This window comes from Rhodoferax koreense (genome assembly GCF_001955695.1).
In the GTDB taxonomy this organism is placed as follows: domain Bacteria; phylum Pseudomonadota; class Gammaproteobacteria; order Burkholderiales; family Burkholderiaceae_C; genus Rhodoferax_B; species Rhodoferax_B koreensis.
Window position 1 is genome coordinate 3,360,063 of the sequence record NZ_CP019236.1, and the last position, 24,725, is coordinate 3,384,787.

18 protein-coding genes are annotated in these 24,725 nt (G+C 65.5%); all 18 read right to left on the reverse strand.

From position 1 onward, the window contains the following. Nucleotides 1–23 precede the first annotated feature (23 nt). Complete coding sequence (locus tag RD110_RS15515) at nt 24–5,357, reverse strand: LPD5 domain-containing protein (protein WP_076200309.1); 5,334 nt, start codon at nt 5,355–5,357, stop codon at nt 24–26. A gap of 24 nt (nt 5,358–5,381) precedes the next feature. Then, nucleotides 5,382–5,747 (reverse strand): hypothetical protein, encoded by a 366-nt coding sequence (locus RD110_RS15520; RefSeq protein ID WP_076200310.1) that lies wholly within the window; start codon nt 5,745–5,747, stop codon nt 5,382–5,384. 83 nt (nt 5,748–5,830) lie between these two features. Continuing rightward, complete coding sequence (locus tag RD110_RS15525) at nt 5,831–6,904, reverse strand: acyltransferase family protein (protein WP_157900200.1); 1,074 nt, start codon at nt 6,902–6,904, stop codon at nt 5,831–5,833. Nucleotides 6,905–7,007: 103 nt separating this feature from the next. Beyond that, nucleotides 7,008–8,156: a glycoside hydrolase family 71/99 protein gene (locus tag RD110_RS15530; RefSeq protein WP_076200312.1), complete on the reverse strand. Its 1,149-nt coding sequence runs from the start codon at nt 8,154–8,156 to the stop codon at nt 7,008–7,010. Then, nucleotides 8,153–9,403 (reverse strand): hypothetical protein, encoded by a 1,251-nt coding sequence (locus tag RD110_RS15535; protein WP_076200313.1) that lies wholly within the window; start codon nt 9,401–9,403, stop codon nt 8,153–8,155. The genes RD110_RS15530 and RD110_RS15535 overlap by 4 nt, the downstream gene beginning before the upstream one ends. Before the next feature lie 19 nt (nt 9,404–9,422). Beyond that, nucleotides 9,423–12,923, reverse strand: a complete 3,501-nt coding sequence (locus RD110_RS15540) for a hypothetical protein (protein ID WP_204249976.1) — start codon at nt 12,921–12,923, stop codon at nt 9,423–9,425. Between the two features lie 168 nt (nt 12,924–13,091). After that, nucleotides 13,092–14,618 (reverse strand): hypothetical protein, encoded by a 1,527-nt coding sequence (locus RD110_RS15545; RefSeq protein WP_076200315.1) that lies wholly within the window; start codon nt 14,616–14,618, stop codon nt 13,092–13,094. Nucleotides 14,619–14,643: 25 nt separating this feature from the next. Then, nucleotides 14,644–15,717, reverse strand: coding sequence for a tail fiber domain-containing protein (locus RD110_RS15550; protein ID WP_076200316.1), 1,074 nt, complete (start codon nt 15,715–15,717; stop codon nt 14,644–14,646). A 33-nt stretch (nt 15,718–15,750) separates the two neighbouring features. Beyond that, on the reverse strand, nt 15,751–16,341 hold the full coding sequence (locus tag RD110_RS15555; RefSeq protein WP_157900201.1) for a hypothetical protein: 591 nt from the start codon (nt 16,339–16,341) through the stop codon (nt 15,751–15,753). After that, nucleotides 16,338–16,925, reverse strand: a complete 588-nt coding sequence (locus RD110_RS15560) for a DUF4376 domain-containing protein (protein WP_076200318.1) — start codon at nt 16,923–16,925, stop codon at nt 16,338–16,340. The genes RD110_RS15555 and RD110_RS15560 overlap by 4 nt, the downstream gene beginning before the upstream one ends. Then, the gene (locus RD110_RS15565; RefSeq protein WP_076200319.1) at nt 16,922–18,637 is read right to left on the reverse strand and encodes a phage tail tip fiber protein; all 1,716 of its coding nucleotides are present in this window, start codon (nt 18,635–18,637) and stop codon (nt 16,922–16,924) included. The genes RD110_RS15560 and RD110_RS15565 overlap by 4 nt, the downstream gene beginning before the upstream one ends. Continuing rightward, nucleotides 18,634–20,250 (reverse strand): hypothetical protein, encoded by a 1,617-nt coding sequence (locus tag RD110_RS15570; RefSeq protein WP_076200320.1) that lies wholly within the window; start codon nt 20,248–20,250, stop codon nt 18,634–18,636. Before RD110_RS15570 ends, RD110_RS15565 begins: the two co-directional genes overlap by 4 nt. 3 nt (nt 20,251–20,253) lie before the next feature. Beyond that, on the reverse strand, nt 20,254–20,913 hold the full coding sequence (locus RD110_RS15575; RefSeq protein WP_076200321.1) for a hypothetical protein: 660 nt from the start codon (nt 20,911–20,913) through the stop codon (nt 20,254–20,256). Next, nucleotides 20,910–21,236 carry a hypothetical protein gene (locus RD110_RS15580; protein ID WP_076200322.1) on the reverse strand — a complete coding sequence of 109 codons (327 nt, stop codon included), beginning with the start codon at nt 21,234–21,236 and terminating at the stop codon, nt 20,910–20,912. The genes RD110_RS15575 and RD110_RS15580 overlap by 4 nt, the downstream gene beginning before the upstream one ends. After that, nucleotides 21,233–21,853, reverse strand: coding sequence for a hypothetical protein (locus RD110_RS15585; RefSeq protein WP_076200323.1), 621 nt, complete (start codon nt 21,851–21,853; stop codon nt 21,233–21,235). Before RD110_RS15585 ends, RD110_RS15580 begins: the two co-directional genes overlap by 4 nt. A 77-nt stretch (nt 21,854–21,930) precedes the next feature. Continuing rightward, nucleotides 21,931–22,386 (reverse strand): hypothetical protein, encoded by a 456-nt coding sequence (locus RD110_RS15590; RefSeq protein ID WP_076200324.1) that lies wholly within the window; start codon nt 22,384–22,386, stop codon nt 21,931–21,933. A gap of 65 nt (nt 22,387–22,451) precedes the next feature. Continuing rightward, the gene (locus RD110_RS15595) at nt 22,452–23,759 is read right to left on the reverse strand and encodes a phage capsid family protein (RefSeq protein WP_076200325.1); all 1,308 of its coding nucleotides are present in this window, start codon (nt 23,757–23,759) and stop codon (nt 22,452–22,454) included. A gap of 28 nt (nt 23,760–23,787) precedes the next feature. After that, the gene (locus RD110_RS28020) at nt 23,788–24,669 is read right to left on the reverse strand and encodes a hypothetical protein (RefSeq protein WP_157900202.1); all 882 of its coding nucleotides are present in this window, start codon (nt 24,667–24,669) and stop codon (nt 23,788–23,790) included. Between the last annotated feature and the right edge of the window lie 56 nt (nt 24,670–24,725).

Genomic DNA, 24,725 nt, shown 5'->3' on the forward strand with positions numbered 1-24,725 from the left:
CCGTCCACTGGACGGCAGCAAGATCACGGCGCCGCTTCGGCCGCCTTCGGCTTCATGGCGGCGCGGAGCTTGTCGCCCAGCGTGGGCGCCGAGGTCGAGCGCTCCATCTCCTTGATCGCATCGTTCAACGCCGTCATGTTCTGCACGCGGGCGTCGTCGATCTGCTTCGTCATGGCCGGATCGCCCACGGTCTGAACCGCAATCTTGTTCAACGCCGAGACCTTGCTCTGGATGGTGTTGACGGCCTTGGCCATCACGACATCCGGGTTCTCGTCCATGAACTTCTGCAGCGCCTCGCGGTCGCCTGCCTTGGCCATCGCCTTGAACGAGCTGTCGAGGGTCTTCAGCCGCTTCGTGGACTCGTAGTACCGGCTGGTCTGCACCTGGTCGGGGTCGACCTCACCATAGAACCGGCCGAGCACCGGGATCTGGCTGGGCTTGACCGGCTCGCCGCGGCTGGCGGCCGTGCTGGCGTTCACGCTCTTCTCGATCTCGCGCAGCACGCCGCCGCCCACGGTCTGCGCGATGTAGCGCAAGCGCTCCGGCGTCGGGCTGACCACGCCGGCCTCGTAGTCGGTGCCGCCGGCGATGGCGTTCAAGGCCTTGCTGATGCCGATGTATGCCTGGCCCGTCGTGGTCCGCATGGTGCTTTCCTTGGCCCGGGCCACACCCGGCCGGCCGTCGGTCTCACCGCCGTAGCTCTGCTTCTCGATTGTGCCGCCCGCGAAATTCTTGTTGAATCCGATCTCGATCAGCGGGTCAACGAGCGTCGGCGCTACGGTTTTCAGAGCACCGTCGGCCGTGAAGATGTTGCCGCCCCCCAGCGGATTGAAGGTGCCGGCAATCTCGCCGATCGCGCCGGTGATGCGCTTGGCGACCTGTTTCCCACCGTTCAACACCAGCTCGGTGACGACGCGCCCCGTGTTCGGCACCCACAGGAAACCCAGCGGCATCGGGATGCTGACGTATCGCTTTTCCTTGGCGCCGAACACCGGGATGATCAGCGCCCGCGTCTTCACGAATTCCGGGATCTCGTCGTCGTCATAGCCGGCCGCGGCCAGCATCAGCGCCTGGATGACGCCCAGCGCCAGGCCACCGGCAATGATCTTGGCGCCCGTGGGCCCGGTGAGCGTGCGCAGCGCGCGCTCGGAGCCCTGCACGCTGGCATTGAAGAAGGCGTACAGCGGGCCGATCTCGCGCCCCGCCCTGCCCTTGCGGTTGAAGTCCACCGTCAGCTCACGGCCGAGGCGCGCGGCCTGGCCCCGGCTCATGCCGTTGTCCAGCGCCACCTTGTAGGCCGACAGCCGGACGCCGTTCTCCATCGAGGTGTTGAAGCCTTCGAGCAGCTCGAGCGCGGCGTGCGCGTACAGCGATGGCGACAGCTTGCCCCGGCCGACGGCCGCGAGTTCCTTCTCGATGGCTGCGGCGCGGTCGTTGGCGTCCCGGAAGTTCTCTTTGTACCCGGTCTGGCCGCCGTCGGCCACGAATTGCCGGTACAGGTCGCCCCATGGATTGCCCTTACTGTTGCCGGCCAGTTCCCGCGCGATGCCCTGGATCGCGAACGGCACGCCGGCGATGACCCGCGTCGAATGGCCGCGCAGCGCCGTGCTGCCCAGGTTGATCGCGCCTTCGAACACATCGCGCGTCAGGTTGGCCAAGCCGAAGGCCGGGTTGTACTGCGTGTTCACGGCGGCCAGCCATCGCGTGGCCTTGCCGATGATGCTGTTGGCCAGGTCGAGCTTGGTCAGGCCGTCGAGGTTCTTCAGGCTTTCCGCCAGGCGCTGCCCGCGCTCGCCGGTGGTGTTCAGCATCAGCACGCGGTCCTCGCCGTTCACCTTCAGCGGGATGGCGCCGGGCAGGCTCTTGTACAGCGGGTTCGGCCGGTCGGTCATCTTGCCGGTCACCGGGTCGACGGTGCGGATGGTGGGCACCCCCTCCATGCCGACCTGTGCCGTCATCGGATCCACGCCCATGGCCTGCAGTTCGGCGCCGATGGATGCCGCGGTCATGCTGGGCTTGATGGTGGTCCAGAATTCCGGGTTCGGATGTGATAGCGCCTGGCCATACAGCGCCAGCGCCACGCGGTTCTTCTCGGCCCGGGTGATGGCGGCCTCGCGCTGCATCAGCACGTGGGCCAGGATGTTCGTCACCTCCTTGGTGCTGCCGGTGGCGCGCTTGCTGGCGCTGCCCTTCACGGTGAAGCCGGATCCCGTCGGATGCGGTGCGCCGGCGGCGGCCTCGTCGCGGAACATCGGGACGTAGTTTTTGTAGGCCGCCGTCCAGGCGTCGATGGTCTCCTGTTTTTCCAGGCCCTCGGCCACCAGCAGCTCGCGCGTGCCCGCGGTGATGGCGTCCACCCGGGCCGCCAGCGCCTTCAGCAGCACCATGCGCTGCGGCGAGATGCCGGCCAGATACGCCGCGGCGTTGGCCGTGGTCATCAGGTCACCCTTGGTGTTGGTACCGGCGCCGCCGTCCGGCATGTTCGGGTTCACTTTCGCCACCTGTACGTTGCGCTCTTCGGCGCCGCGCGCGTGAAGGTAGTCGGCGAGCTCGTCCATCGACACCTTGTTGCGCGACATGGCCTGCAGCAGCGGCTTGGCCTCGCTATCCAGGAAGCTCTGGCTGCGATACGCTACGCGGCCGGGGTACAGGGTCTCGGCCAGCCGGGCGTCGAACTCCTCCTTGATCTGCTGGCCGGACTGCTCGATCGCGGTCTGCACGCGCTTCAGGTCGACGCGACCGTCCTGCAGCTCGTAGATGATCCGGTCGATGCGGGTCGGCTCCGGGGTGCTCCAGATGTTCGGCTGGAACAAGCTGGCTTGACCTGTATTGCCGTTGCCAGGGCCGCGAGCGAACGCGCCGTCCACTTCCTCACCCCGTTGAAATGCTTCTCCCAGTTCCCTCGGCTGCGCCATGCGGCCACCGGTGCGGGAGCCGACCTGCAAGCCCTGTTGCGCCGACACCAGCATGCCGTGGAGCTCGGCCATGGTGAAAGGCACCTTGATGCCCATCGTCTCGCGCAGCCATTGCGCCAGACGCGCATAGGCCTGCTTCACGAAGCCGAAGCCCGGGCGGAACTGGCCACTCGCGTCCACCGCGTCCTCGACCACCTTGGCGGCGATCTCGTCTGCTTCCTGCGTCGGGTTCAGGTTGAAGTCGCCGGCCTCGTCGACGTAGGTCTCGCGGACGTAGCGGGCAATCTCGGAGAGCGGCTTGTTCCCGGTCTTGATCGCCATCTGGATCTGCCGCGTCAACTTGGCGAACTCGGTATTGCCCAGCGCCGTGCGCAGACCGTGGTGCGCGATCGCCTCGTGCGCCAGGGTCTTGGCCACGTCCTCGGGCGAATGCATATTGCGCGCCACGATCCAGACCTGGCCGTTGTAGAACCCCCGCGTGTCGTAGGGGGCGTGCACGGGCAGGTCCAGGCGCTTTGCAACCACGCGCACCGGCGGCATGTTGGACCAGCCGGCCGTGATGTCAGCCACGATCTGCTTCACCTGGTTGACGGGCATGCCGCCCAGCGGCGCCGTGTCGCCGTCGCGGGAGAACAGCGCGATGTTGCCGTCGGCGTCCTCCTTGGTCTGCACGGTATGGAAGAAGTTGTCGAACGCGGCGCGCACGGCGGGCATTTCGGCCATCGCCGGGTATGGGAACGATGGGGGCGCTTCCTTGCCCAGTGCGGCGGCTCGGGCATTCTCTTCCATGTCCCACGCCTCGGCGTTCACCACGTTGGCCAGGTAGTCGTTGGCGGCGCCCTGGTCCTGCAGCTTGGCCACGACGTAGCTTTCGAACGACCGGGCCGACAACTCGAGTGGCGTGTCCCAGTAGGGCTTGCCGCGGCGCTTGTCCAGTTCCCGCGAGCGATCGCGCAGGCCCTTGGCTTGGGTCGCAGCGCTGACGGCGCGGAAGGCGGCCTGCATCTCGGCGCGAAGCTCATCGATCGCGCCACCGTCCGTGGCATACCCGCCGCCGCCGCTTTCCTTGGCGAAGTAGTTGTCGAGGGCGTGCCACCACTCGTGCGCCAGCGAGCCTGGCCCGCCCGCCTTGGTCAGGTTGATCACCACGGTGCCGGGCTCGTAGTGCGCGGCCGGCGCGTTCTTGCCGCCGCGGCCGCGCGCGCCGAAGGCCAGTCCGAGCCGGCCGCCGAGCGACAGCGCCCGGGCCGGAATGCCGAGCACGGCCGCCATGTCCATCAGGGCGTCGTAGGTCTCGTTGAGGTCGGACTGCCGGCGCCCCTGCTCGACGTAGTTGCCGAACTGCACGCCGCGGAAGCCGAACGTGTCCGCGAAGTTGTTGGGCGTGACGGGCGCACCGTTGCGGTGATCGTCGCCGACGCGCGGCTGGTTGTCGGGCCGGCGCTCGAGCGGCGTCTGCTTGTACTTCGCCAGCAGGGCGTCCAGCTCGGCGCCGTTGTTGGCCATGAACTCGCGCGCGGCCTTCAGGTCGGGCAGGGTTTTCAGGTCGATGGTCTCGCGTCCGATCTTCTTGCCGATGATGTAGTCGGTACCGGCGCTGCGCCGGCGATAGATCTGGTACTGCGGCTGACCCTTGGCCTTGGTGCCCAGGTCGAGCATGTCCAGCTTAGCCTTGAAGTTCGCCATAGCCTCGGCGCGCGTGTCGCCACTGGCCAGCTCCCGGGGCCAGTTGCCGAAAGCCGTCGCCTTCGCCTTCTGCGAAACCGTCCAGATGATTTTCGCCGGGCTGTATGCCTTGCCCTGGTACATGCTGTACGCGGCGCTGCTGACCTCGATGCCCTTGAACGATCGAGCGTGGCCCAGGTCCTCGTACAGGTCGATGTTCGCGCCGATGTCGCGCATCGAACCGCCCGGGCGGACGAACGGCTCCACCGCGTCGCGCTTCCACAGCCCGCTGGCCAGCTTCTCGGCGAAGTTCCGCTTGGTCTCCACGTCGCTGACCCAGCGCTTCAACTTCCAACTGTTCTGCGGCTTGGTCGGCACGCTGTCGCGCACGGCATGCAGGAAGGCGACGGTCCAGGGGTCAGTACCGGCGTCGAGCAGCTTCTGGTAGTCCGGCTCCGGCCAAGACTTGGACAGCGGCTCGGCCGATACGCTCACGTCGCCCGCTTCCTTGAGGACGGTCGCATAGTCCTTTCGGGCACCGGCCAACTTCTCGCCGAAGTCGTCGATCTTCGCAGGCGCTGGGGCCGATACCGGTTTCGCCGCGGGCTTGGCCAGGAGCGCTTCGACAGCAGCGATCTGCTCGTCGACGGCTTGAGCCTCGGCGACGGCCTGGTCGGTACCGTCGGCCTGCAGGGCGGCGGCCCGCGCTTCGATGGCCTCCCGGTCTTGGGTGCGCAAGGCTGCGCCTGCCTTGGAGAGGCATCGTTTCAGGGACATGGAATCTCCGGTGGATGAGAGCGATCAGAACTCGACGTCGAGGCTTTCCGACTCGCGGATCAGGACGGTGCGTCGCACCTGCCCATCGAACGTGGTGGGCGGGCGCTGTTGCGGCACCCGGTGGCGGGGGATGAACTCCTCGATCGCGATCCGCGTGCGCGACTTGCTGCGCGCACCGCGCACGACCGACACGTGGGGGAACCAGCCGCTCGACGACTTGTGGAGCATCAGGCCGTCCCCCGCGTCGTAGCTGGAATTGCGAACGGCCCAGGTGAAGCAGTTGTCCTTCACCGGGAGACCGCGCCATTGACGCCAGCGGCCGGCGGCCAGCCAGACGCAGCACATCGCGCATAGCAGTGCGGTGGCCAACAAAGCTTTGATCGTGCGCATGGTGGCCTTTCAGAAACGAAAAAGCCACCCGAAGGTGGCTCAGAATGCCTGGGAAGATTGGGTGGGCCCACCCTAGTTTTCACTTAGGACGGTTTCACTCCAGCAAGTCTCGAAAGCAGGAATCTATTTTTTTTCAACGAAAGTGCCGGTTTCTCAATCAGGTGCCAACTTAGCACCCCCGCCGACACTGAAAGCACAAGTGAGATAAAGAATAGCTTCCAAGGACCATTTGCAAATCCGAAATGCACCACGAGTTTCTGTATGGGCCACGCGTAGAGATAAACGCCATATGAAATATCTGGCAGATTTTCAATAAACTTAGGTTTGCCGCTCTTGAAGCCGACGCCTAGCACCAAATAGGCGCCCGCACTTGCTAACGCTATTTCAGCCGTATACCGGTAGGTCAGGCCCGCGATTAACAGACAGGCTGCCAATGCCAGCCACTTCCAACTTGCATTGCGATGCAGATCCAGCAGTCCTATCACGGCGCCACTGAGAAACATAGGAAGCAGTCTCAAGAGCATCACTCGGTCGCCGCCACGTATCGCACCTACAGCCGAGGCATCCGCGTAGCCAACTCTGAAAATGAGAAACGCGGCCAATGACAAGATCCACAACGACACCATGATGAAGGACCTGTTGATGATTGACATCAGTCCCAACAACAGCACCAGCAGGTAGCAAACAAATTCGTACCTGATGCTCCACAGCGAACCATTAACATCTGGAAAAAACGATCCTTCAAACGTTGGAGGTGCGTTCGGCTGAGTTAGATTTAGGACATTCGATGCCAAGCTCAGCATATTCAATTGAGATAAATACGACACTCCGTTAGTCGAGCCGATCCATCCCGCGATAAAAACCGAAAAAAGGAATGCAACTACGAAGCCAGGAATAATCCTCAATATCCTCTTCTTCAAATACGGCAGCACTCGGGGTTCCGACAACCAACTTCTCGATATTAAAAAACCGCTAAGTATGAAGAAACAGTCGACAGCAACCTCGCCCAACGTCAACGTTCCAAACAAAGCGAAGAGCGGCTCGCCCGCATTGCTCCCCATTGTCAAAGGGAATGAGTGCGAGAGCAGCACCGCAGTGGCGAACACCAACCGTTGGACGTCAAGGTTGTTTGTGGAATGGGTAGGCGGATTTGGCATGCGAGGCATCATAGGCTGCTATTGCCTATACGAGATGACGCGGAATGCAAGTTCAGTGCCAATCCGGCGTTGACAACTTGCATGACGCATCGCCCTCAAACGGCTAGGCCGACAGCATCAGAGCCTGCAGTGACATATTGATTCTGGCTGCAGGCGGCCCAGCAAGACCGTGGAAAGCAGCGATTGCCCGGATGCGATCACCATAGTTGTCACCCGCCGTCGGGCACAACCACCCGCCCTCCGAAAACTCGTTCCAGGCGTAGCAGATCGACAGCCCACTCTCGCATGCGGTAGGGTAGGCATTGATGAAAGCGCTCGCTGCCCCGTAGTGCGCCATGAACTCTGCCGTGGTTGGCGTCGCGATCCAGGAGGCTGGGTTGTTCTCCCCGCCTGCGTTGCTGCCACTGCCGATTCGCGGCCTGAAGTCCCACCCAGTCGTAATGTGCGGCACGACCTTCAGGGGAAGACCGGTCAGGGCGCTGTTTGTGTTCTTGTCGTTGGTCCATTTGGCCTGAGTCGGCGCCACCAGCGTGGAATACGGATACTGGCTGTTGCTCGCGTTGTTGTATGTGGCGGCGTATTGGCTGTAGGCATCGCACCCCAGGTATTGTCCTGAACTGGTGTTGTTGTCGAGGCAAATGAAGTATGGGTTACCGTAGCCCTGGGCGACGGAGTAGTCGCGCAGGGCGTCAATCTTCGCTTTCGCCACCGCATAGTCGTTGCCCGAGGTGTACTGCGCAAAGTTGGCACAGTTCAGCATGCCCCAGACCGGCCGCCCGTTCCACTTGTAGTAGTTGGGGTTGGAGAAGAACTTGTCCACCCAGGCACGCATGAACTGCAGCCAGTCCCCGGTCACGTTCGTGTTGGGCGTCCACCATGCGCGGTATCCCTCCATCAGCACGCAGAATTGAGGTTTCGACGCCAACGTGCTGTTGAAGTAGCCCTTAATGCTTCCGTTCATCCCCGCTGCAAAAACGGGATCTTCTGTTCCAAAACCGGGAAGCAGCCAATTCGGCTCGCTGACGTACGGCAGGTACATCGGCGAAATGCCCGACGACAGCATCAGCGTCAAGTCGAGATCAATCACATCCTGGGAATTGCAGTTGGCAAATATCGCGGAGCCAGAGCGGACCGCATAGTATGGACGCCGATATTCCCAGGTCGTCGGGCCAAGGATCCCATTTTCATAGGCGCCGTAGGTGCCAGGCGCCCCGGCCCATAGGCCGGCCCAATGGATGGCCAGCGTCTTCATACGTTACGCCCCAGAGACGTTTGAGCCGTTTGTTCGACGTTATACAGCGCTAACACCTGGGCATCCGTCATCGCGTCGGTAAAGTAGTAGCCAGAAATCCGCGCGCCGGACTCAAGAAAGTTGTCTTGGCCAGTGTCAGTTTTCCGGCAGAACAGAGCAAATGCCGTAGCCAGGGCCGCAACGGTGGTTGCTGTCGTGGCCTCGGCCGCCAGGACGCCGTTTTTGTACAGCCGCGCAAGCGTGGCGGAGGATCGGATCAAGCTGTAGAACCCGGCTGCCATACCGCCGCTGTTGAACGGCCCGGTAACAGCATAGGCGCCGCCCCATTTGCCACGATAGTTGCCAGACACGCCGCTCCCGGTGCCGCTTGTGTTGGCGCTCAAGCCAAACTGGCCAGCGGCATCCGCCGCAGCAACAACGCTCCGAATGGTCGTGCTGGAAGTCACCGGGGTTCGCAAGTAGACGTGAATCCCACCTGTTGGCTCCGTAGGTACATAGGTCGTATCGATCCACTTCGTGCTTCCGTCGGTGCTCCAACCCGCGTTCTCGGCGTAGTCGCCTGAGACCAGACTGTGGTTGACGTCCAGCGCGCCGCCAACCGATTTTTTCAGCGGTACAAACGTAGCTGGAAAGTCACCGATGCAGGAGTTGGCCCGGCGGATCAAATTCCACAGTTCGCTGCTGTTCGCTTTAAGGCTAGCAATTTTGGCCTTCTGAACGTTTTGGGAAGACGTTTGCACCGTTCCACCGTTGCCTGTGACCGCAGCCATAAACGCAGTGAAATCTGCATCATCGGCGGGCGCCGCAGCATCGACGCCGGCTAACTCAAACTTGTTGGCGGCGATGCCGTAAAGCAAGACCGTACGCCCAGCAGACGCAGCACGGTACACAGTGCCCGGGCCGAGAACATCGTTCACCGTCACGCCAGCGGCGAATGCAAAGCCCGAAGTGCCGTTCAGGCGGATTGCGCAAGCGAATCTTGTGTTTAGGTCAGCGCCGTCCAAACCGAGAGGGATGGTCAGCGTTAGGCCGGGGCTTGCAAGCGGAACGACCGTGTTGTCGTCAGATGCCGCCAAAGGCCGGTTGCCAGTGACATCAGGGCCAATCGTCATTTTCGACGCACCGGCACTCCCACCCCCAGCCGGGCCGTCGAGTGCTATCTCTTCTAAGCCAAACTGGTCTTTGATCAACGCACGAAGTTTGCCGGCGGCATCGTATTTGCCGCGCACAGCGTCTGGATAACTCATGATGAACTCCTGAAAATGGTTATGCCGTAAGGCACTTGCGAATCGACTTGAGGATGGAAAGGCGCTTGCGGAGCTCGACGTCCGCGCGCTCTTGGGCCGGCTTTTCAGCGGCATCTCCGGATGGGGGTGGATCGAACATGCTGGTCTGGCCAGTGAGCGAATCCATGGGGTCTTGGCCGAGCTGAAAGTTGTCGGCGCTGGCTTCCTGGCGAGCATCGATCTCGCGCTGCTCGGTCGCCTTCTTGGCCTTGGCATCGGCGGCGCGTGCAGCATCCTCGGCCACCTTGTCGCCGTCGGCCTTGGCTTGCTGCTGGGCGAGGATGTCTGCCTTGGTGGGTGCCGTCAGGCCAGTGGGCGCATCCTCTTCGGTGGCCCCAGAAACAGAAAACCCCGCGTCGGCGGGGTTCTGGCTTACTTCTTCGCGGGGGCTGCCCGCTTCACCGTCTCTCGGTCGATCACCCGGCGGCGCTGCTCCGGCGTCAGCTTCGACAGGCTCACGAAGGCCTTGCGGTCCTGCGGTGTTGGTGTCGGCTGTTTGTTCACTGGGCACTCCAAAAAGTAAATCGGCATCGGCTTCGGTCATCACCTGGCCACGGGCCCAGATGTCGGGAATGTCATCGTCGTTCAAGCGATCGAGGAAGTCATCGCTGGCTTCGGCAAGGTCTGCCGCCGCCTGCTGGACATCCGGGTCCGCGTCATCCAACGCCTGCAGCCGCCTAGCCTCCTGCTCGGCCTCGGCGATTCGTTCCCAGCCTTCGGGCGTGTATTGCGGCTCGGTGAGGCTCTTGCGAATCAGCGCCAGCGCATCGTTTTGCGATGCATCGGCGCGCAGGTATCCCGCCGCCGCGAGTGTCCCAGTTGCCTGCTCCAGCGTCAAGCCTTTGCCGGCGCCGGCGAACAGCCACTTGCTGCGCACACGTACGTTCCGGTCGAAGCCCGCATCGGCCATCACCGACTTGGCCAGGCCGCCCTGGTCGGCGATGAAAGCGTGCGCCGGGATCGGCATGCCGGCTTCACTGGCGCCGCCGGTGCGCAGGCGCCGCGCTGCCTTTTCCTCGGCCGCGAGCTGCGCCGGCGTCTTCTCATCGAGGGCGAAGCCACCGTCGACCGACACCACGCGCAGGTGCGGCTGCAGCTTGCGCGCATCGCCGGCCGCGCGGCGCGTCTTGAACGGCTTGCCGCCATCGGCGAGCGCGGTGCCGTCACGACCAACAGGTCCAACGGGAGCGCTTGGAACATCCGCTGGAACATTGGCAGGCGCCGGCGTTCCAGGATCGGGCGCTGCCTCGGCCGGTGCGGCCTTGGCCGGCACATCGAGCGTGCCGAGCGGCTTCTTCTTCGCGCCGTCGTGCACCCAGGACTTGAATGCCGAAACCGGAAGCTCGGTCATCGCGCCCAGGCCTGTCCAGCCGGGCATGAAGCTGCTCATGTAGGCTTCGCGCGCCTGCTCGGGCGTGTCGTAGCCCATCATGACCTTGTGCTCGTCGAAACTGCCGTCCTTATTCACCTGGTCGATGACGAAGACGCGGTTGCTGTCCGGGTTGTGCCCGATGTACGTGTCGACGTGGTCCTTGTCGGCCCCGACCGTGCCCTTGATGTAGCCGTAGTGGCCGCCCATGGTGTTCGCCCACTCGGTGCCGTCAGGGCTCACGCCGCGGCGCTCCGAGCCTTTCGGGTTCTCGATGGCCACGTCCATGCCATGCACGTTGATGTGGCCCTTGCGGTAGTTCCCTGCTTCCTTCTGCGCCGGCGTCGGCTCAGGCAAATCGTTCAGCGGGCTGGTCGCGGCCTCGTGTGCGGCCGCCTCGATCTCCGGACGAACCGGATCAAGATTGGCGATCGGCGTTTCAGAAGCGGCATTTCCTGCATCGGAGGGGCCGATTTCCGCATCGCCAGCCGGGTTTCCTGCATTTTCCAGTTCCTGCACGGCGTTCATGGTGCCGCGCACGTCGTCCGGCTTGTAGACCGACTCCATCGCCGCGTCCATGGCCACATCGCGCGCTTCGGCCAACAGCGCGCCCAGGCCTTCGGCGTTCTGTACCGGAGCGATCACGCCCTTGGCGGCCAGCCGCTGGGTGAACTTCTGGAAAAAACTCGGCACCTTGTCGATCGGCATGTCGCGCGCGGCGGCCAGCGCGGCGTCCACGGCGTCGGCTGGCACGTTGGCATCGCCGGCCGCGGCGCGGAAGCCGCTGGTCAGCGCCGAGCGGCCTGCCGCTTCCACCGGCTTCACGCCGTCGATACGGTGCTGGCGGTAATCGGCCTGGAAGCCGGGCTGCTGGGCGAACTCTGTGTGCGGCGCCATGCCGGCGAGCTCCGTGTCCACCGCCGCAGCGGCCTGCTGGCGATCCAGCTTGCCCTGCAGCAGGTCGGCCGGGCCGTCCTCGCCCGCGTCGCGCAGCCGCTTGATGCGCAGCGCGGCCGCCGCGAAGTCTCGAGCCTGGATCGTGGCGTCGACGCCGCCGCCCATCACCGCGCCGAGCGTGCCGGCCACGGCCAGGCGCTTGCCGGCCGCGCCGGCGTCGAAGGCGTCGCCCTTGCCCACCGTCTCGCCCAGGTACTGGCCGGCCTCTTCGCCGACTTCCTGCGCGCCTTCCTTGGCCATCCCCTTGCCGATCTCGCGCACGCCATGCGCCACCGACTTCGAACCCATGGCGCGGGCAATCTCCCCTTCGGCGCCGCCGCCGGTGAGCCGGCCTGCGACGTAGGTGGCCGGTGCCGTGATACCCGCTGCCAGGTAGGCCTGCCCCTGATCGCCGCCGGCGTCGCGCACCGTGCCGTACGTGTCGGCGGCATTCTGCAGGACGGTGGTGCCGATCGTGGCCGCTTCACGCGCGCGCTCGGCGCGGGCCAGCACCGTGCCCTCGTCGATCACCTTGGCGAGCTGGGCAGCCTTGCTGGCCTGCGCCAACTTGCCGGCCGCCATCGCGGATCCTGCCGGCAGCGCCATGCTGCCGACGTTCGGGAGCACCTGGTCGGCCAGCGCGCCGGGGTTGCCGACAATGACATCGGCGGGATTCAGCGCGGGGTCAGCCATGTCCTGTTCGAAGCGCGTGCGCTGCGCGGCGGCGCGATCGGAGCCGACCACTTCCTGAATCGCCTTGTTGCCGGCCTCCGCGAAATCGCTGATGCCCTTGCCGAAGCGATCGCCGGTGGCCAGCCGCGCCAGGTCGCCCACGCCTTTGACGGCGGTCGGGCCGATCTGCAGCGCGCCGGCCACCGCATCGCGCGCGGCACCGCCGGCGGTCACCGCAGGAATGTCGCGATCGAGGACGCGGCCCGGGTATCGGGTGCGCTTCGCATCGCCCAGGCCCCGCGCGTCGGCGCGCACCGCGTTCTGCGCGTTCTCGGTGATCGGCATGTACGCGGGGTTCGACGGGTCGGTCTCCGCGTCCATGGCCGCGATGCGCTCGGCGCGGCTTGGTACCGGCGCCTCACCGGCCACCGGCGGCGACACGCTGCCGCGACCAGCACCAGCCGACGACGGCGCGACACTAGCCGGCAGCTCGCGCCGGCCCACGCCGGCGTCGGTGGCAAACTGGTTCCAGGCATCGTCGACATGCTCGGCCGGCACGCGCGGCGCGACGACATCGTCGAAGTACTGGCGGCGTGCGGCGTCCTGCTGCTCGGGCGCGAGGGCCTTGAAGCCATCGGACCCGGCGACTTCACTCCACGGTTTGGGCATGGGTCACTTCCAGAGTTGGCTGTAATCGTTCGGGGGCGTCTTCGCGCCAGACACCGCGGCTTTGACGTTGGCCAGGCCCGGCGCCGGCGCGGCGCGGCCGGCCTTCTTGGAGACCACCGCAATCTCACGCTGGATGGCCTCCACGTCGCCAGCGGCGCGGGTGTCACCCTGCGCGGCGCGCTGCTGCGCCTTGGCCAGCTCGCCGTTCAGGATGCTCAGGCTGTCCCCGTCGCGCGCGGTCTGCACGGCCTTCGGGATGGTGGTGCTGCTCGTGTTCCCCAGCCCGGGCGACGAGGCGGGCGCGGGACCTGGTGCTGCTGCCGGTGCGGGCGCCGGCGCATCGCCGCTCTGCGATCCGGCCAGCAGCTTCTGGTAGATGCCGCGCTCCTCCTGGTGCGACGCGATGGCGTCGCGCAGGCCCTGCATCTCGACGAACTGCGGGGAGCCCTCCTTGGCCATCGAATAGAGCGGGTCTTTCTGCAGCGCCGTCAGCGCTTTCTGCGCTTCAGCGGCGCGGCGCCCGGCGTCGGTGAAGAGCGTCGTGTAGCGCAGCCGCTCCTCCCGGCTGACCTTGTCCGAGGCGCCCTGCCCCTTCAGGTCGGCCATCTGGGTTTTCACGTCGGCGAGCTGCTGCTTGGTCTCGGCGTTCGGAATGGCAACCTCCTCGAGTTGCCGGCGCTTCAGATCCAGTTCCTGCAGCTTGAGCGTCGCGGCGGCCGCCGTCTTCTGCTCGGTCACCATGTGGCTGTAGCGCTGATCGGGCGTCAGCGTCTTGTCCAGCAGGTGGGCGGCCATCACAGCGCCGTCCTGGTTGTTGGGGAAGGTCAGGCGCGGCAGCGGCGTGACGGTACCGTCCTCGCCGACCTTGCCGTAGGTGACCATCTTGCCGTCCGCGCTGGGGATGACGGTCAACTGGTGGTCCTTGAGGCCGTCGCCGCCGCTCTTCGAGATCCAGTTCGCGATGCCTTCGTGCCCGGCCTGCATGGCCTCGCCGAGCTGGCGCTTGTAGAGCTGGTCGGCCAGCGCCATCGCGCCGGTCTGGCTCTGACGCGATGCGGCTTCGTACTGCTTCGCGCCCAGCACGTTGCCCGACTTCGCCATGGCCAAGCCGACGCGCTTGTCGGTCGCCTCGGGCGCGTTGTACGCCGCTGCCGCGGCATCGGCCTCCGGACGCGTGGCGAACGACTGGCCGTTAACGGCGATGGTCTGCTGCGGCGCCTGCACGTCGGACAGCCCCATGGTGCGCGCCTGGCGCATGTCCGAGTTGGCCACGCCGGCGTCGTCGTACACCTTGGGACCATCGCCCATGTCCAGCGTTGCGGCGCTCTCATTGACGGCGGCCGGTTTCACAGCGTCGACGATCGCGCTGCGCTCCTGCTTCGCGCGGTTCACGTCATCCATTCGCGCGTCGAATTCAATCTGGCGATTCGCGCGGTCTTGTTTCCGTTCGTCGTCAATCTCCTTCTGACGCGAGGCGTTGAGGTAGCCGGTACCGAAACCGACGGCGAACGATGCGAGTCCTTTACCCATGATGTGCTCCTAAATTTGCAGCGGCTCAGTGAGCCTTGGACTGGCGGCGAACAGCGGATGCCAAGCCCTTGACCTGCTTGTGCAGCTCGTTGATGGCCGCGTGGTGCACGCCGCTCTCGGCCACCATGTCGATCATTCGGCCACCGGGCGCCACGCGGTCGCCGAGCGCGCGCTGCATGTCCTGCGCCATCGGTCCGGCGTGGGTCTTGCCACCGTCGTCCGCCGGCGAGCCCTTCTTGTATTTCCAGGTGGAAGGCTTCGCGCTGCTCAGCGCCTTCAACGCCTTTTTGCCGGAGATCTTCCTGATCGAGTGCTTCATCCGCTTGTCGGAATATTTGAAGATCGCAGCGCCCCCCAGTTGCCCAAGCGCGCCCATGACCCCGCTGTTGTTGTTCGCTTGGTTCTCGATGTTGGCGACCTGCCCGTAGATGTTTCCGGCCGAGGACAGGCCTTGTTGCGCTCCCTGGTAGCCCTGCTGGACGAGGCCAGTGCCCGAGGTCGTGGCGCCCAGCGCGGCGTTCGCGTTCTGGGACGAGCTGTTGCCGGCCGTCAGGGCGAGACCTGCGCTGGTGGCTTGGCTGCTGGAAAGGCCCCGGCCCAAGTTCGCCGCGTCCAGCTTGCGCGCGTAGCCCTGAAGCTCCACGGCGTCGCGCGCCTTGGTCGAGGCCGCAGCGCTGGCCGTGGCCGTGCCCAGCGCGAGCTGGTTGTTCAGCGCGAGGGACTTGCCGCTGCCGGGGACCACGCCCTTCCGTGCAAGATCCCGATTCGTCGAGGCCTGGGCCAGGCCGGCCTGCTGCGAAACGTCGGCGATCGCTTGAGCGGCCTTCTCGTCGCGGCGCGCGGCCGTGTCGTAGTTCTGCGCATCCGCGACGATGCCCTGCTCGAGCGGGCGGAAGGTGCCCTTCTGGTAGTCGTTCGACTCCTGGGCGATCTGCGTCTGGGTGTTCATCGACGCGAGCTGCGCGTCGGACACTTGCTGCGCACGCTGCGCGGCAGCGGCGCGGTCGGGCGCGGTCTCACCGTAGATTTGCTTCGCCCAGTCGAGCTGCTCCTGGGAAAGCTGGACCTGACTCGCGGCGATCGCGTTCGACGCGGTCATGTCGGGGGCGTCTGCACTGCACATATTGCTCTCCTAAAGAAGCTTGTGATAAACGTCGGCGACGTGGGCATAGCCCAAGTACTCATTGAGCCGACCGACCTTGTTGGTGACCTTGCTGTCGGTCGTGATCTCTTTCACGCCCAGGGCGCGCAGCACGTTCTCCATGTGCTGCCAGAAGCGGATCGCGGTGAAGCCGCTGCGATGCGCGGCCAGCAGGAAGAACGTGTCTTCCTTCGCGGCGAGCTGCTGGGTGTGCATGCTGCGGAACAGGTACATGCGGATGTTCCCGACCAGCGCGCCGTCCGCGCGGGCGGTGAACTGGATCAGCCCGCCGTCCCGCTCCTTTTCCTTGAACCCCTCGTAGTCCGGCACCATGGCCATCGCGTCGCGGTAGCGCTCCGTCTCGGCCCAGTGCATGGCATGCAGCGCGTGAATCTCCGTCTCGATGTCACGGAAGCGCTCGACCTGAAACACCAGGCCCCGGTATTCGACAGGGGCGAAGCGTGCCGGGTCGATCGAGCGATCTGGAAAGATGGCGTTGATCAGGTCCACAGCGACTTCGCGCGTCAGCGCCTGGCCGGCGTGCTGGGCGAGCAGCGTGCAGAAGAGCTCGCGGCCGATCATGCGGGCCACGTCACAGCAGCGACGGCCTCCGGAGTGGTTGCGGAATAGATCGCGTCGCGGAGTTGCCGCGCGATCTCGAACTGGGTGCCGACGTGCACGCCGAGCGCCGCGCCGACGGCGACCATGCCTGCCGCATCGAGTAGCCGGGTGCTGTTGTCGGAGAGCGTCCAGGTGATGGTGAAGTCCGGCGCCATGCCGGCCAGCAGTACAGCGCCCTGGATGCGGGACTGGCTGATGGCGTTCGAATCGAATGTGGACCCGTCCCAGGCGAACCCGCCGAACTCGGCCTGTTCGCGGGCGGCCTTGATGACCGCCCACCGGGCGTCCTTCTTGGCCTGCAGGTCGCGCGGGTCGAGCCATGAGCCGGCCTGGTAGTCGAACGTCCAGTAAGCGCCCTCGGGGCGCGTCGGGTAGGGAACCGGCAGGCCGTCGCGCATGTAGTGCGTGGCGTCGTCGCCCTCATCGAGCAGCGCGCACTGTTCGGTGCCGCTGGTCTGGTACTGCATCTGCGCCAAAGGTGCCGTGAGCACGCGGCTGATAGGCCCGGTGGGCGCAGCGTAGATTGCATAGCGGCCCACGCTCATCGCTTCACCTCCAGAAGAGAAATCGTCCTGTTCGAGATGGTCCCGCTGGCTCCACCGGTGATCACCCGCAGTTCGTAGACGTGGTAGCCCGCCCCCGGGTAGTCCACGATCATTCCCACCAAATTTCCGGGTGCTGTTGTGTTGCTAACCTGAAGCTGGGCGCCGTCCCGATATAGGCCTAGGACGCACGAACCAGGGCTGCTGCCTTCGGCTCCACCTTCCGGAAAGAAGTTGACAAGACCGAGTACTTGGATAGCACCGCCACTGCAGTTGAAGCCCACCGCTTGCGCGCTCGTCCATACCCCCGCCACCGGCGCGAAACCGCCTGACGTGTACACCGCCACAGGCACCGTGATCGCATTACCCGCGACGTTCAGTGTGTTGATGACGTCGACCTGGCTGATGGTGAGGCCGCCACCGGTCATCAGGATGCCCGGGAATTGGATTCCATAATCGCCCCAGGACGCCATCCAAATACGGCCAGCGCCGGCTTTGATCTCCGCGAACACGGAACCGTCATTGCCGTTGCGCGAAAACACCCAGCCGTTGTTACCGTCCCCCCACCACTTCCCGACGTTGCGGATGTAACCGTATCCTGTTCCGCCATCCCCATAGATGTCGAGTTGTGCTCCGGTGATATAGGCCGACGCGACGTAGACCGAGTTCAACTGCGTCGCATTGATGGTTCCACCATTGATGGTGCTGGCGCTCACGGTCGTGCCGTTGATGGTCCCGCCATTGATGGTGGAGGCGTTCAGGGTGCCCGTGAAGGTTCCCGACGTTGCGTAGATCGCGCCGCGGACGATGGCATTCGCGAACTCAGCCGTGCCATTGCCGTGAATCCGCCAGCCTGAAGATCCTGAGACGAAGCTGGTGCTCTGGATGTATTGGCCAACGGCGATCGAGCCCGCCGTCAGTTTCGACACGCTCAGGTTGGCGATCTTCGCGTTGTCGACCGCCAGGTTTGCGATCTTTGCGTTGGTGATCTGTCCGTTGTGGATGAACGCGTCTGCGGTGTACGTTCCGGCGGGGACCACGCTGCCGTCCGGCAAAGTGACCTCGGCGGGCACGACCGTGAAGGGATTGCCCGGGCCCGTCATCGCGAGCACCAGCTTGCTGACGTCCTGTCCGGTCGTCGTCGTCAGGCCGTTGACGCCGCCGGCGGGCGTCGCGGACAGCACGCCATCGACGCTGCGCCACTTGATCCAGAGGTGCCAGGTGGTGGCAGGGTTGGTGGCATAGGCGAAGACGGTGCCGTTGAACTCGGTGATCTCGGCCGCATCGTCGAACACCGGCAAGGCGCCGCCGCTGTAGACCACTCCATACACGACGGTGCGCGCGTGGCCATGCCCCTGGGTGTACGCCGGCGCGTCATGCTCGATGAAGATGTTGCTGATCGCCGAGCTGACCGCGAATCCAGTGGGTGTGGGGGGCGGCGTCAGGTCGGGTTCGTAGGGGGTCGCTGGGCCGGGCGGGCCGGCTGGCCCCTGCAGGCCGGTGCCGATGGCGTCGCCGATGCCGGCGATCGGGTACTTTCCCCCCTTGTAGCCCGGCCGCAGCGCGACGATGCCCGCATCGGTCAAGTCGCCGATCATCACGCCGCGCTTGAGCGGATCGCCCTGGCTGCCCATGTAGGTCTGCAGCACCTCGCGCACGCGCCCCAGGAAGTTCGGCGAGTCCGGGGACGGCAGGTCCTTGCGATCGTCGATCATGCCGTGGCCGCCATCGAAGGAATGCTGGTCGCCAGCGCTGCCGACTGCACGGTGCCCGTGGTCTCGATCTCCAGTTGCCAGTCCGAATTCTTGAAGCCGGCCGGCAGTTTGAAGATGCGTGCGTCCGGGACCGTCTTGGTGAACTTCAGCACGCCATCGGCATAAACGCGCATGGTCACCGGGTAGGTGTCGGCTACAACCTCGCCGCACACCATGTTCGATGGGTTGGCCAGGTGGAAGACCTTGCTGCGGAAGGTGGCCGTCATGGCCTCGCCGGCGTCCCAGCGCTGCACGTTCACCCCGTTCAGGACGTAGAGCTGGTCCTGCAGCTCGTCGAAGTGCGCCACCGGATAGCCGACCGACAGGAAGTAGATGCCCGCGGTGTTGCTCGGGTCCACCATGAAGCCCTTGCGGCCCGTGCCATCGTCGTAGCTGCCGAAGTACAGGCCCTCGTACATGCAGCCGGTGATGCTGGCCGGGTTCAAGGCCTGCCAGTTCGCCCGGGTCATGATGCCTGCGGTCAGGATGCGCGCGCCGCCGGTACCGTAGAAGCACAGCCCGTCGTTGCTGGCCCAGGCGACGCCCGAGCCCATGCCGACCACGGAGCGCGACGACACGCAGCCCTGCGGGATCTCCAGCGGCGTGGCATCCATGGCATCCGGGGTCGAACCGGTGACCAGCACCGGCCGGCCGGTGGTCAGCACCAGCAGGCTCTGCCCGAACACGCCCAGGCCGACGGGCTTGCCGTCCGGCGGCACCGTGTCATACGCGATCGGCCAGGCGTACGGCACGTAGGACTCGCAGAAACGCACCGCGTTGCCGCTGATGCCGGCCAGCATGCCGTTCCACAGCGTGGTGAGGTTGCTCAGGTCCGCCGGCGGCATCAGCCACGTGGAAGTGGAGAGCGTCTCGCCAAGCGCGCGGCCATCATCCGACGTCGTCGGCGTGGCCACGGCGATCTCGCGCAGGAAGAAGAAGTCGGCCGTGCCGCTGGATCCGGTCTGGGTGCGGTAGATGCGGATCAGCGTGATGCCGTAGTTGCCAGCCGGAGGTGCTGCGAAGCCGGACAGCGTGGCTGTCAGGTCGGACTGGCGGTTGTTGATGGCGCTGACCGGGCTGTTCGAACTCTCCTCGCCACGGTCGGTGACGTAGGTGTAGACGTAGTAGTAGGCCGACACATCGCCTGTGCCGGTGCCGGCATCGGTCGTGACGATCGGCGCCGAGACCGGAGCGGGTACACCCAGCAGGCGGGGCGCGGCGGGGTTCACCTGCGGATCGGTGCCATCCAGCGCCAGGTTGTCGGTGACCTTGGGCACGCCGTCGCCGGTGTAATAGGTGCGCTCGGTCGTGTCGTCGGGGTCGAACCCGCGCACGGCATGCACGATGCCGGTCCACGACAGCCAGTAGCGCGCATCGCTCGCCACGTCGCGGCCCATGCGGTAGATCGTCTGGCGCCCGGCCGGTACCGTGGCCACGGTGGAAGGACTGCGCCAAGGCCGGAAGTCGCCGGAGCCTGGCTTGTGGTTCAGCGAGCGCACGCCGACGGTCGCGGGCAGCAGCTTTTCATGCAGCGCTCGGTTCTCACCCAGGAACTGCGACACCATGAGCTTCATGGATCACCCCCACTTGCGCACGCGCAGCGCCTTGCGGGTCTGGCCATACCGCGCTTCCTTCGCGGCGAAGGCTTTGCCCGCCGTGAAGGCCGACATGTACATCCCGCCTTGCGTGAGATTCGTCCAGGGCCGCTGCGCCATCACCATCAGGCGGGCCAGCGTGCCGGCGCGCAGCGTGTCCAGGTGCCGCGAGAACAGGAAGTCGGGCAGCGCGGTGGCGTCCTGCGTCGGCTGCAGCGCGCCGATCAGCTTGAGGCCACCGGCCAGGGAGGCCGTCGGCTTCTCGGCGTCATCGAGGATGATCTGTGCCAGGTCCAGCGACAGGGCGAAGGGCGTGCTGCCATCCCGGTACTTCGGCGCCTTGGCCTCGGTCTCGGCGCTGTTCCACCAGCAGTCGGCGGGCACATACTCGGCGTCGTAGATCGGCACGCCGGCCAGGCTGAAGCTCAGCACCTTCACGGGCTCGGCCATCGTCTCTGCCGTCGCCAGCGAATAGGCGGCCTGCCCGCCCACCAGGTTGATCGGCGTAAACGGCACGCGCCACACCAGCGCATCGTGGCAGAGCTCGCGCGCGACCATGCGCAGGTGCAGGTCGACCATCGCCGTCGTGACGCCGTTCAGCTCGGGCATCAGGTGGTCGTAGAAGGCAGCGAATGCAGTCATGTCAGGAACCCGGTGGAGAGCTTGGCCATCAGTTCAGCCCGGCCGCTCGATGCGTATTCGTCGTCGGTCATCTCGCAGCGGCCGATCAGGTAATCCACCATCGGGCGGAAGTACTGCGAGGTGATGGGCAACGGGGCGGTGAGCACCAGCGTGTCGATATCGGTGCCGAAATTGCCGAGGAACAGGTCGGGACGGATCTGGCGCGCGTAATTGAGACCGTCCACCAGGAACCCGACCATGTCGGCGTTGGCAAAGCGCGAGGCGTCCTTGTCATTGATGGTGAGTCGGGCCGAGTCGATGGCCTGCTGGACGGTCCGGCTCATGCTGCGCCTGCGGTCTCGGTCGTATCAGCAGCCTTCTCGCCGTCTGCGGGCGGCGCGTGCGCGGCCAGCAGCGCGTTGCGCACGTTCTCGGCGCCAGCGTTGTGGTGCACCTTCACGCCCAACTGGTTCGCCAGAGCGTGCAGCGCCGTCTTGTCCAGGTCATCCAGGGCGGTGACCTTGCCGTCAACGAGGATGGTGAACTGCGGCGCATCGGGACCGGGCGGCGTGTCGATCAGCCTGTCCGCGTCGGCCATCCACTGCAGGCGGGCCTCTTCGTCCAGAGCGTTCCACTCGCTGGGGCTAAGGTTCGACAGATCGAAGCCGTTGAGCACGTCCTCGTCCATCAGGGTGACGCGCACGCCGGGGATGTTCGCGATCGCTTGAGCCAGGCCAGCACCTGCGCCGGCGCCCAGCACCACGGCGACCTGGGTCTCGGCCTGGAACTTCTGAGCCGCGGCGAACTTCTCGGCATCGGCGAACACATCGGGGTGCTGCAGCATGCGCGAGGCCGTGCCCACTTCGATCTCGTGTTCATCGCCGGGCGTCCACACGATACCGGTCTTGTCGATGAAGGCACGTTCGGCATCCTTGGCGCCGACGTAGCGAATTCTTGTCATGGTGTGCTCCTTTTGAGGAATGAAAAAGGGCCGGCCACCATGGCCAGCCCTTCGGGGTTGCAGTCGGATGCGACGGGTTACTTCTGGCCGACGCAGTTGTAGCCAGCGATCATGTGGATCTCGGGGTTACCCGCGATGCCGGCGGGCGCCGTGCCCACCACGAGCTGCACGTACACATCCTCTTCGAACTTGATCGGCTTGAACGCGCACACCAGACGGCCGCCGGCCTGGCCGGTGGTCTGGCCAGCGGCGGCGAAGTAGGTGGCGTTGGGCGCGAGCGAGCTGTTCGGATCGACCGGGCGATAGCCGACGCTGAACACGAAGGCCGCGCCGGTGTCGCAGTCGTCGATCTGCAGGGCCAGGCTGGCGACCTGCGCACCACCGGGGATGCGAAAGTCGATGGTGTCGCCCGCGGCCGGCACGCCCAGACCTGGCGCGGCGCCCAGGATCACCTTGTCGGTGTTGTAGTGGGCGCGACCGTCGTTGTCCATGAACTGCGGTGCAGTCGCCTTGAGTGCTTTGATGGAAGCCATGAATTACTCCTGAAATGGGAAGGGAATGCGAACGGGGCCGGAGCCCCGTCGATGGCGTCAGCGGCTTAGCTGACGTTGCGGCGCTTGACCACGCTGTCGATGACGGCCACACCGAAGTCGGTGGGCTCCAGGTCGCCGGAGGGGTTCGGCAGAGACCAGCGCAGCTTTTGCTCGGCGCCCATCACCTCGCCGGCCAACTCGAGGTTGCGGCCGAAGTTGGTGTAGTTCTCCAGCAGCGAGTAGGTTTCCTCGCTGGTGCGGTTCGCGCCGGAGGCGATGCCCAGGGCTTGCGCACCCAGGAACAGCGAGCGGCTGACCTGGTGCGTGGTGCTCAGGCCGGCAGCAATCGTCACAGCCGATTCCGTGGCGGTCAGCCGGTTGGCTTGCGTCACGATGTTGGTCTGCTCGCTGGCGTTGAAGCGGATGCCGAACTGCATCTTGCGCATCAGGATGCCGTTCCAGAGGATCGGCGAGCCCGAGAACAGCGGATGCCGCTTCAGGTCACCGTATTCGGCGCGCTTCATCGCGTTGACCTCGAAGGTCCGGATGTTGTTGCTCGACGTGGTGTCCGTGATCATGGCGTCCCAGGCCAGCTCGTCCATCAGCAGGATGCCCTTGATAGGGTCATCGCCGGCGGCCGGGTCGCCAGGGATCTGGATCGGCGCCATCTTCACGGCCATTTCGCCCCAGATCGCGGCCAGCTCGTCGATGCAGGAGAGCTTCAGCAGGTCGGTGGTCGCCAGCGATGCGAGCTGCGCGCCGCCCTGCGTCAGGCCGCCGGCGTTCACCACGAAGTGGCGGTTGAACGTCGGGGCGCGGACGGTGTTGACCATCTGCTCGACGAACTCGGGATCGCTGGTCAGCGGCAGGATCCAGTCGGTGCTGTCCTGGTTGCCACGGGCACCGGCCAGGTGCGTCAGGCAACGCTGCCACCGGAAGCGCGGCATGCCGGACTTGAGCTGCGCCAGCGCGTTCTGACGCATGCTGTGCGGCGTGCGCTGCTGGGTCATCTTGCCGCCACCGGACACCGGGAGGGTGGCCATGTCGATCTTGATGTCCTGGGTGCTGTATTTCAGCGCGGCGCCCTTCCCTTCGGCGTTCTGGTCGCCCATGACGGCGCGGAGCTTGACGACGTGCGCGCAGTCGAGCTGCACGGTATCGCCCGGGCCCTTGGCCAGTTCATCGACGCGCACGACGGGCATGTCGGTCGTGGTTTGCTGCTTGGCCAGCTTGTCCATCGCGTCTTTCTCGCTCGGCATTGGGCCGGTGAGCGCCGCGAGGGGCGTGGGCTGGCGCACTGCCATGGCCGAGAGGGCCTTGGAGTACTGCTTGTTGGCAAGAGGATTGCCGGATGGCACGGAGGTGTTGGACATTTCGGGTTCCTATGAAATGGAATGGCCGTCACATCCGAGGCAGCGAGCGAATGATCTCTTCGTCGCTCATCCTCGAATAGTCGGGCTCGGTCTTGTTGGGCAGTGCCCCGCCCTTGAAGTCGCTGATCTGCTGGGGCGACTGCGTGGGCGCAGCGGCGATCACCGCCTGCGGGTCTTTGCGTTGGGTCTGAGGAGCGGGTGCCGCTTCGGCGAGGACGCGCCGCGTGACTTCGACCAGCCGATCGGCCAGCGGACGGTTCTGCCAGGCGGGTTCCACCTTCAGCAGCTCGTCGTGTTCGATGGCGCGGGCAAACTTGTCCTGCGCATCCGGGTCGTATTGCCACGCCACCAACTGGGGCACCGTGTCGATCGCGTCCTGGATGCTGGGGTCCTCGTACGTGGGCGGGACGAAGCCTTCTTCGACGGGCTGGCGCAGGCTCTCCACCTGGCCTTCCAACTGGCGATTGCGTCGGGCGACCTTGGCCACGACCGGAAAGTCCTTCTCCAGGTCTGCCAGCTCCTCGTCGGAGATGCTGGTGTCTGGTGGGGCCTTGCCGGCCTTGATGTCGGCCAGTTCCTGGCGCAGCCGTTCGGCTTCAGCCTTCGCGCGGCGTTCGGCATGGCGTGAGGCCCGGAGCGCGGCACGCGTGTCACCTTGCGGCGGCTGCGTGTCCACTTGGGCCGGCGCTGGTGCCGGTGCTGCTGGGGCGGGAGCCGGTGCCGCGGCCGGCGCAGCGGCGGGTGCCGGTGCTGGGGCTGCTGCAGGTGCTGCTGCGGGGTCGGTCTGTCCTGCGTTCGGATCGTCTTGCGGGTCGGTCTGCTGGTGGTCCAGCTCACCCTCGTCCTTCAAGTCGCTCTCCAACTGCTTCAGGATCTCGCGTTCGCCGTTGTCAAATTGCGCTGTCGTCATTACCACTCCTGTCGTTTACGGTCGATCACCGAGGCTTTCGCCACCGTCCAAAAGAA

Bases quoted from the DNA above. Each gene is read 5' to 3' on its own strand.
- RD110_RS15515 (WP_076200309.1), bottom strand. From the start codon at position 5,357: ATGTCCCTGAAACGATGCCTCTCCAAGGCAGGCGCAGCCTTGCGCACC.
- RD110_RS15520 (WP_076200310.1), bottom strand. From the start codon at position 5,747: ATGCGCACGATCAAAGCTTTGTTGGCCACCGCACTGCTATGCGCGATG.
- RD110_RS15525 (WP_157900200.1), bottom strand. From the start codon at position 6,904: ATGCCAAATCCGCCTACCCATTCCACAAACAACCTTGACGTCCAACGG.
- RD110_RS15530 (WP_076200312.1), bottom strand. From the start codon at position 8,156: ATGAAGACGCTGGCCATCCATTGGGCCGGCCTATGGGCCGGGGCGCCT.
- RD110_RS15535 (WP_076200313.1), bottom strand. From the start codon at position 9,403: ATGAGTTATCCAGACGCTGTGCGCGGCAAATACGATGCCGCCGGCAAA.
- RD110_RS15545 (WP_076200315.1), bottom strand. From the start codon at position 14,618: ATGGGTAAAGGACTCGCATCGTTCGCCGTCGGTTTCGGTACCGGCTAC.
- RD110_RS15550 (WP_076200316.1), bottom strand. From the start codon at position 15,717: ATGACCGCGTCGAACGCGATCGCCGCGAGTCAGGTCCAGCTTTCCCAG.
- RD110_RS15555 (WP_157900201.1), bottom strand. From the start codon at position 16,341: ATGATCGGCCGCGAGCTCTTCTGCACGCTGCTCGCCCAGCACGCCGGC.
- RD110_RS15560 (WP_076200318.1), bottom strand. From the start codon at position 16,925: ATGAGCGTGGGCCGCTATGCAATCTACGCTGCGCCCACCGGGCCTATC.
- RD110_RS15565 (WP_076200319.1), bottom strand. From the start codon at position 18,637: ATGATCGACGATCGCAAGGACCTGCCGTCCCCGGACTCGCCGAACTTC.
- RD110_RS15570 (WP_076200320.1), bottom strand. From the start codon at position 20,250: ATGAAGCTCATGGTGTCGCAGTTCCTGGGTGAGAACCGAGCGCTGCAT.
- RD110_RS15575 (WP_076200321.1), bottom strand. From the start codon at position 20,913: ATGACTGCATTCGCTGCCTTCTACGACCACCTGATGCCCGAGCTGAAC.
- RD110_RS15580 (WP_076200322.1), bottom strand. From the start codon at position 21,236: ATGAGCCGGACCGTCCAGCAGGCCATCGACTCGGCCCGACTCACCATC.
- RD110_RS15585 (WP_076200323.1), bottom strand. From the start codon at position 21,853: ATGACAAGAATTCGCTACGTCGGCGCCAAGGATGCCGAACGTGCCTTC.
- RD110_RS15590 (WP_076200324.1), bottom strand. From the start codon at position 22,386: ATGGCTTCCATCAAAGCACTCAAGGCGACTGCACCGCAGTTCATGGAC.
- RD110_RS15595 (WP_076200325.1), bottom strand. From the start codon at position 23,759: ATGTCCAACACCTCCGTGCCATCCGGCAATCCTCTTGCCAACAAGCAG.
- RD110_RS28020 (WP_157900202.1), bottom strand. From the start codon at position 24,669: ATGACGACAGCGCAATTTGACAACGGCGAACGCGAGATCCTGAAGCAG.